Here is a 5403-nt window from a genome sequence, read left to right as displayed (position 1 = left end):
GGCGCGCTCGGCGCTCCGCTCTCTTCGACGGGCTGCGCATCGGGCGCGGGAGGCTGCGACCGCGAGGCGGCGAACCACCACGTCGCCGCGGCGAGAGTTAGGATTGCGAGCGCCACCAAAAAGGCGACCCCGCCCCCACTCCCGCCGGACCGTCGTGGCGGCGGCGGATCGGATGCGGGCCGCGGCGGCGGCGTCTGCACGCTCCTCTTTGTGAGGACCGGCGCGCGTCGCGCAGACGAATCGGGCGAATCAGGCGACACGGCGCGATACTGGCTCCATACCCATGCGGAGGGCGGCGTCTCGCCGCCGCCTCCATTTCGAGAATCCGACATTGGCTCGTCCTCCAGAGGCGAATCGTCTGCTCCGGCCGCTTGCGCATGTTGCCTCGCCTCGGCGAAGCTCACAAGTGCGCTGCGAGCAAGTCACGCCGCACACGCGACACAAAGCCAGGAAGCGCGCTATCTAGTCTGGGCCTTACCCCAAATCAGAGCGAGATCGTGCATGACCATTAAAGCCGGAGACCGACTCCCCGACGTGAAGCTGACCGTCATGGGCAAGAATGGACCTGAGCCGGTCGCCACGAAAGACTATTTTGCGGGACGCAGGGTGGCGCTCTTCAGCGTTCCCGGCGCCTATACGCCGACTTGCCACAAGAAACATCTGCCCGGGTTCATCGCCAAGGCGGATGAAATCAAATCCAAAGGCGTGGACGCGGTGGCGGTCACGGCGGTCAATGACATTTTCGCGCTCGACGCCTGGGTGAAAGAGTCCGGCGGCGGCGACAAGATCGACGCGCTCGCCGACGGCTCGGCGACTTTCGCCAAAGCGCTTGGACTCGAACTCGATCTCACCGCGCCCGGACTTGGCGTGCGCGGCAAGCGCTATGCGGCGCTCGTCGACGACGGCGTCGTGAAATGGATCAATGTCGAGGAGAATTCGAGCGAAGCGACGGTCTCGACCGCCGAAGCCACGCTCGCCCGTCTCTAGGCGTTGCTTCCCAAGAAGCGCGGACCAAGCGGCCGCGATTTCAGCGCTGTGAAGATTGCATCAGCGCCGCGACGCCCGGCAGCGTCTTTCCTTCGAGCCATTCGAGAAAGGCGCCGCCGGCCGTCGACACATAGGAAAATTCCTGCGCGACATGCGCCTGGTTGAGCGCCGCGACGGTGTCGCCGCCGCCGGCGATCGAGAGCAGCTTGCCCGCGACGGTGAGCCGCGCCGCGGTCTGCGCGACGGCGTTGGTGCCTTCGTCGAAGGGCGGCAGTTCGAACGCGCCAAACGGGCCGTTCCACACCAGCGTCTTGCACGTGGCGAGCAGCGTTTCGACATGGGCGATTGATTTTGGCCCGACGTCGAGGATCATGTCGTTTTGGCCGACATGATCGACAGAGACGATATGCGACGGCGCATGCGCCTCGAATTTTTGCGCCACCGTGGCGTCGATCGGCAGAATGACGTCGCAGCCGGCTTTCTCTGCTTTGACGAGGATGTCGCGCGCGGCGCCGGCGAGATCATGTTCGCACAGCGATTTGCCGACGCTCTTGCCTTGCGCCGCCAGGAAAGTGTTCGCCATGCCGCCGCCGATGACGAGATATTCAACCTTCGCGACGAGATTGCCCAAGAGTTCGAGCTTCGTCGACACCTTCGCGCCGCCGACGATCGCCATGACCGGCCGCTGCGGGTTGGCGAGCGCGGACTGCAATGCTTCGAGTTCCGCCTGCATGGCGCGGCCGGCGTAAGCTGGCAGCTTGTGGGCTATTCCTTCGGTAGAGGCGTGCGCGCGGTGCGCAGCCGAAAAGGCGTCGCTGACGAAGATATCGCCGCTCTTGGCGAGCGCGTCGACAAAATCGGCGGCGTTCTTTTCTTCGCCCTTGTGGAAACGCGTGTTCTCGAGCAATGCGACGTCGCCGTCCTTGAGGCCGTCGACGATCTCAGCCGCGGCGTCGCCGACGCAGTCGTCGGCGAAAGCGATCTTGCGTTTGAGAAAATGTTCGAGCGTCGGGATGACCTGGCGCAGCGAATCCGCGTCGACGCGCTGGCCCTTTGGTCGGCCAAAATGCGAAAGCAGAATGACCCTGCCGCCTTTTTCCACGATCTCGTTGATCGTCGGCAGCGCGCGCTCGATGCGCGTCGCGTCGGTGACGCGCCCATCCTCCATCGGCACATTGAGATCGACGCGCAGCAACACGCGCTTTCCTTTGACGTCGACGTCGTCGAGAGTGTGGAAAGCGGTCATCGCTGAAAATATTTTCCTGTGAACATAAGTCCCGCAATGCCGATGAGCAGAGTGGCGACGATGCCAAGCATTCCCCAAATTGTTGGGACTTGATTGAAGCGGCCTTCGACCGAGCCGATACGCCCTTCGATACCGGAAAGACGGCCTTCAATAGCGCCAAGCTTTCCGTTCAGCCGCCCGTCCATCTCACCAAGCTTACCATCGAACTTGGCGTCGAGCTTATCGAACTTGGCGTCGAGTCTGACTAGCGCCGATTTGATCTCGGACATATCGGCTTCGAGCCGAGCGACGCGTTGAGCCAGCATCGGATCCTCCGGGCCGCCGCCCGAGTTATCGCTAGAACCACCCGACTTGGATGGAAAAGGGTGAATGCGTGCAGCCATATTATTTGCTATCGCCGATTGGTTTTTTGGCGTCAAAGAATATGTCTACGGCGTGCTGTTCTACGAAACCACATCGTTGACATACTAATGCGATCGTTTCAACCGCATCTCCAAGATTGGAAGCGTAGCGACCATTCTTCTTAATGGTAAGCTGGCCCGACAAATAAGAGCCGGTGAAGAAAAACTTGTCGTTGCTGCAGCGCAAGCACCGAAAGTCGGGAAAGGCCTTGTTGATTTCCTCCGCTAGATAGAGCGAGCGCTCCTCGGCGCTGCTGCTCGCGTCAGTAGCGGGCTCGAGTTTGGGCTGATCGCGCTCTATGGACATCCCCGCTTCCCCCGAATGACCGCCTCAGAGAAGCTTTCCGATCACGCCCGCCACATCGGTCATGCGGCCGGAGAAGCCCCACTCATTGTCGTACCAGGACAGGATCGACACGAGATTGCCGTCCATCACCTTGGTCTGGTCGAGATGGAAGCAGGACGAGAGCGGATTGTGGTTGAAGTCGATCGACACGAGCTTCTCGCTCGTATAGCCGAGCACGCCCTTGAGCGGGCCGTCGGCGGCGGCCTTGATCGCGGCGTGCACCTCGTCCTTCGTCGTCGCCCGCTTGGCGACAAACTTCAGATCGACCGCCGAGACGTTGGGCGTCGGCACGCGAATGGCGTAGCCGTCGAGCCTGCCGTTCAGCTCCGGCAGCACGAGTCCGACGGCCTTCGCCGCGCCTGTCGAGGTCGGGATCATTGACAGCGCCGCCGCGCGAGCGCGGTAGAGATCCTTATGCATCGTGTCGAGCGTCGGCTGATCGCCCGTATAGGCGTGGATCGTCGTCATGATCCCCTTGTCGATGCCGATCGCTTCATGCAGCACCTTGGCGACCGGCGCGAGACAGTTCGTCGTGCAGGACGCGTTGGAGATCACGAGATGATCCTTGGTGATCTTGTCGTGATTGACGCCATAGACGACCGTAATGTCGGCGCCTTCGGCGGGCGCTGAAACCAGCACGCGCTTTGCGCCCGCGTCGAGCAGCAATTTCGCCTTGTCGCGCGCGATGAAAAGCCCGGTGCATTCCAGCGCGATGTCGATCTTGAGATCCTTGTAGGGAAGCTCGGCCGGATTTTTAATGGCCGTCACCTTGATGGGGCCGCGGCCGACGTCGATCGTGTCTCCGGCGACTTTCACCTCATGCGGGAAGCGCCCGTGCACTGAATCATATCGCAACAGATGCGCATTGGTCTCGACCGGGCCGAGATCGTTGATGGCGACGACTTCGAGGTCCGTGCGTCCGGTCTCGATGATATAGCGCAGGATGTTGCGGCCGATGCGCCCGAATCCGTTGATCGCCACTCTCACGGTCATTTGGAAAATCTCCTTGCGCCGCCGGAACTCCGCGGCCCTCGCCATCGAGCCTGTGGGCTCTGGAGGCGAGCGTGTGATAGCACCTCGCGCCCCCCTGTCAACGCGCCAAGGTCGCGCCAATTGGCGCGGTTTCGATTTGCGCGATTCATGCTAGGAACAGGCTGGCAAGCGAATCGTTCGGCGCGTTCGCCGCGCCGCAAAGCCATGCACATACCGCGACCGGCGATGACCCATTCAGATAAGCGCGACGAAGAAAACGCCAAGAGGCTCGAGACCGCCGTCGCCGAGCTGCAGACGGCGCTCGCTCAGCTGGAGCGCACGGTCGCCGCAAAGCTCGAAGATGAGCTGTCCAGCGCCGAACTCGAAGAAGAACTCGCCATCATGCAGGACGATCGGTCGCGTCTCGCCCTCGATCTCGACGCCGCGCTGGCGCGTCAGAACACCCTGGAGAAGAGCCGCGACGAGGTGCTGCGAAGGCTTGAAGCCGCGAGCGAAGGCGTCGCCGCAGCGCTCGGCGCGGCGGGCGTCGCGTCGACCCAAGAGGATTGACATGGCCGCCGTCGTCGTCGCCATCGCCGGTCGCACCTATCGCATGTCCTGCGAGGAGGGCGAGGAGCAGCGCATCGAAGAACTCGCGCGTTACGTGGAAAGCAAGATTCAGTCGATGCGTGAGAGCTTCGGCGAGATCGGCGAGCAGCGCATCATCGTGATGGCCGCGCTCGCAATCGCCGACGAGGCGACGGACGCACGCGCCAAAGCGCAGGCCATGGAATCCGAGATCGCTGCGCTACGCGCCGAACTCGACGCCGCGCGCAAGGCGAGCGACGCCGCGTCGGCGCGCGCCGCCAAGGCGCTTGGCGACGCGACGCGCCGGATCGTGAAGCTCAATGGCGAATTGTCGCCGCCCGCCGCATCGCCGGACGATGGTCTCGAGCTTGCCCGCTAAGGATTACTTCGTCACGCCCCAATCTTCGAAACTCGGGTCGCGCTTGGCTTTTTCGAGATTGTCCGCCTGTTCCGACAATTGAAAATTTCGGTTTTGCGCCGCCATGGCCTCGGCGCCGTCCTTCATAATCGCGATCTTCATTTGCTCAGTGGCGAGGCGATTGAGTTCATTGATCCACTGATTGAGAGCGAGCAGCAAATTGCGTTTGCGCGCTTGTTGAATCTCATGCGACGAATCACTGTTCTCCGACAGCGCGAGTTCTTCCTGAGTTTCGGCGATCATCGCATCGAGCTTCTTGACCTTCTCCTCCGCCGCCGCGACCTGGTCCGAAGCGCCGGACTTGGCCTTTTCGAGCGCCGCTTCGGCTTCGGTGCGCGCCTTCTTGAGATTGTCGAGGCCGTTCTGCAGCCATTTCGCCTGGATCTTCAGGAGCGAGTCGCGCGGAATCCCGCTGAGGCTCAGCGAATTCGGAATGGGAAAATAT

Annotated in this window: 8 protein-coding genes and 1 pseudogene; 3 read left to right on the top strand and 6 right to left on the bottom strand. The window is 62.2% G+C overall.

All coding sequences use genetic code 11. From position 1 onward, the window contains the following. Positions 1-332 (bottom strand): annotated as a pseudogene (locus NEI07_RS02705) (hypothetical protein); the annotation flags it as partial. 169 nt (positions 333-501) lie between these two features. Between NEI07_RS02705 and NEI07_RS02700 the strand changes: the two are divergent. Further along, the gene (locus tag NEI07_RS02700; RefSeq protein WP_256032515.1) at positions 502-987 is read left to right on the top strand and encodes a peroxiredoxin; all 486 of its coding nucleotides are present in this window, start codon (positions 502-504) and stop codon (positions 985-987) included. A gap of 40 nt (positions 988-1027) precedes the next feature. On the opposite strand, the gene NEI07_RS02695 is transcribed toward NEI07_RS02700, so the two are convergent. The 4 genes from NEI07_RS02695 to gap are packed head-to-tail and all read right to left on the bottom strand — an operon-like array spanning position 1028 to position 3973. Next, positions 1028-2233, bottom strand: a complete 1206-nt coding sequence (locus NEI07_RS02695; RefSeq protein ID WP_256032514.1) for a phosphoglycerate kinase — start codon at positions 2231-2233, stop codon at positions 1028-1030. Beyond that, entirely contained in the window at positions 2230-2616 is a 387-nt protein-coding gene (locus tag NEI07_RS02690; protein ID WP_256032513.1) for a hypothetical protein, read from the bottom strand. The genes NEI07_RS02695 and NEI07_RS02690 overlap by 4 nt, the downstream gene beginning before the upstream one ends. Position 2617: 1 nt before the next feature. After that, a complete protein-coding gene (locus NEI07_RS02685) occupies positions 2618-2941 on the bottom strand; it encodes a hypothetical protein (protein ID WP_256032512.1) in 324 nt (107 codons plus the stop codon). 24 nt (positions 2942-2965) lie between these two features. After that, a complete protein-coding gene (gap, locus tag NEI07_RS02680; protein ID WP_256032511.1) occupies positions 2966-3973 on the bottom strand; it encodes a type I glyceraldehyde-3-phosphate dehydrogenase in 1008 nt (335 codons plus the stop codon). Between the two features lie 225 nt (positions 3974-4198). Here gap and NEI07_RS02675 point away from each other — a divergent pair, with 225 nt between their 5' ends. Both NEI07_RS02675 and NEI07_RS02670 read left to right on the top strand, forming a co-directional pair. After that, positions 4199-4522: a DUF4164 family protein gene (locus tag NEI07_RS02675; RefSeq protein ID WP_256032510.1), complete on the top strand. Its 324-nt coding sequence runs from the start codon at positions 4199-4201 to the stop codon at positions 4520-4522. Position 4523: 1 nt separating this feature from the next. Beyond that, complete coding sequence (locus tag NEI07_RS02670; RefSeq protein WP_256032509.1) at positions 4524-4919, top strand: cell division protein ZapA; 396 nt, start codon at positions 4524-4526, stop codon at positions 4917-4919. 3 nt (positions 4920-4922) lie between these two features. Here NEI07_RS02670 and NEI07_RS02665 read toward each other — a convergent pair. Further along, on the bottom strand, positions 4923-5403 hold a 481-nt coding region (locus NEI07_RS02665), incomplete at its 5' end, for a hypothetical protein (RefSeq protein WP_256032508.1).

Source organism: Methylocystis suflitae, assembly GCF_024448135.1.
Classification (GTDB): Bacteria; Pseudomonadota; Alphaproteobacteria; order Rhizobiales; family Beijerinckiaceae; genus Methylocystis; species Methylocystis suflitae.
This window is presented reverse-complemented; position numbering and strand designations above follow the sequence as displayed.

Coding starts and splice junctions, on each gene's coding strand:
- NEI07_RS02700 (WP_256032515.1), top strand. CDS start 502: ATGACCATTAAAGCCGGAGACCGACTCCCCGACGTGAAGCTGACCGTC.
- NEI07_RS02685 (WP_256032512.1), bottom strand. CDS start 2,941: ATGTCCATAGAGCGCGATCAGCCCAAACTCGAGCCCGCTACTGACGCG.
- NEI07_RS02695 (WP_256032514.1), bottom strand. CDS start 2,233: ATGACCGCTTTCCACACTCTCGACGACGTCGACGTCAAAGGAAAGCGC.
- NEI07_RS02675 (WP_256032510.1), top strand. CDS start 4,199: ATGACCCATTCAGATAAGCGCGACGAAGAAAACGCCAAGAGGCTCGAG.
- NEI07_RS02670 (WP_256032509.1), top strand. CDS start 4,524: ATGGCCGCCGTCGTCGTCGCCATCGCCGGTCGCACCTATCGCATGTCC.
- NEI07_RS02690 (WP_256032513.1), bottom strand. CDS start 2,616: ATGGCTGCACGCATTCACCCTTTTCCATCCAAGTCGGGTGGTTCTAGC.
- gap (WP_256032511.1), bottom strand. CDS start 3,973: ATGACCGTGAGAGTGGCGATCAACGGATTCGGGCGCATCGGCCGCAAC.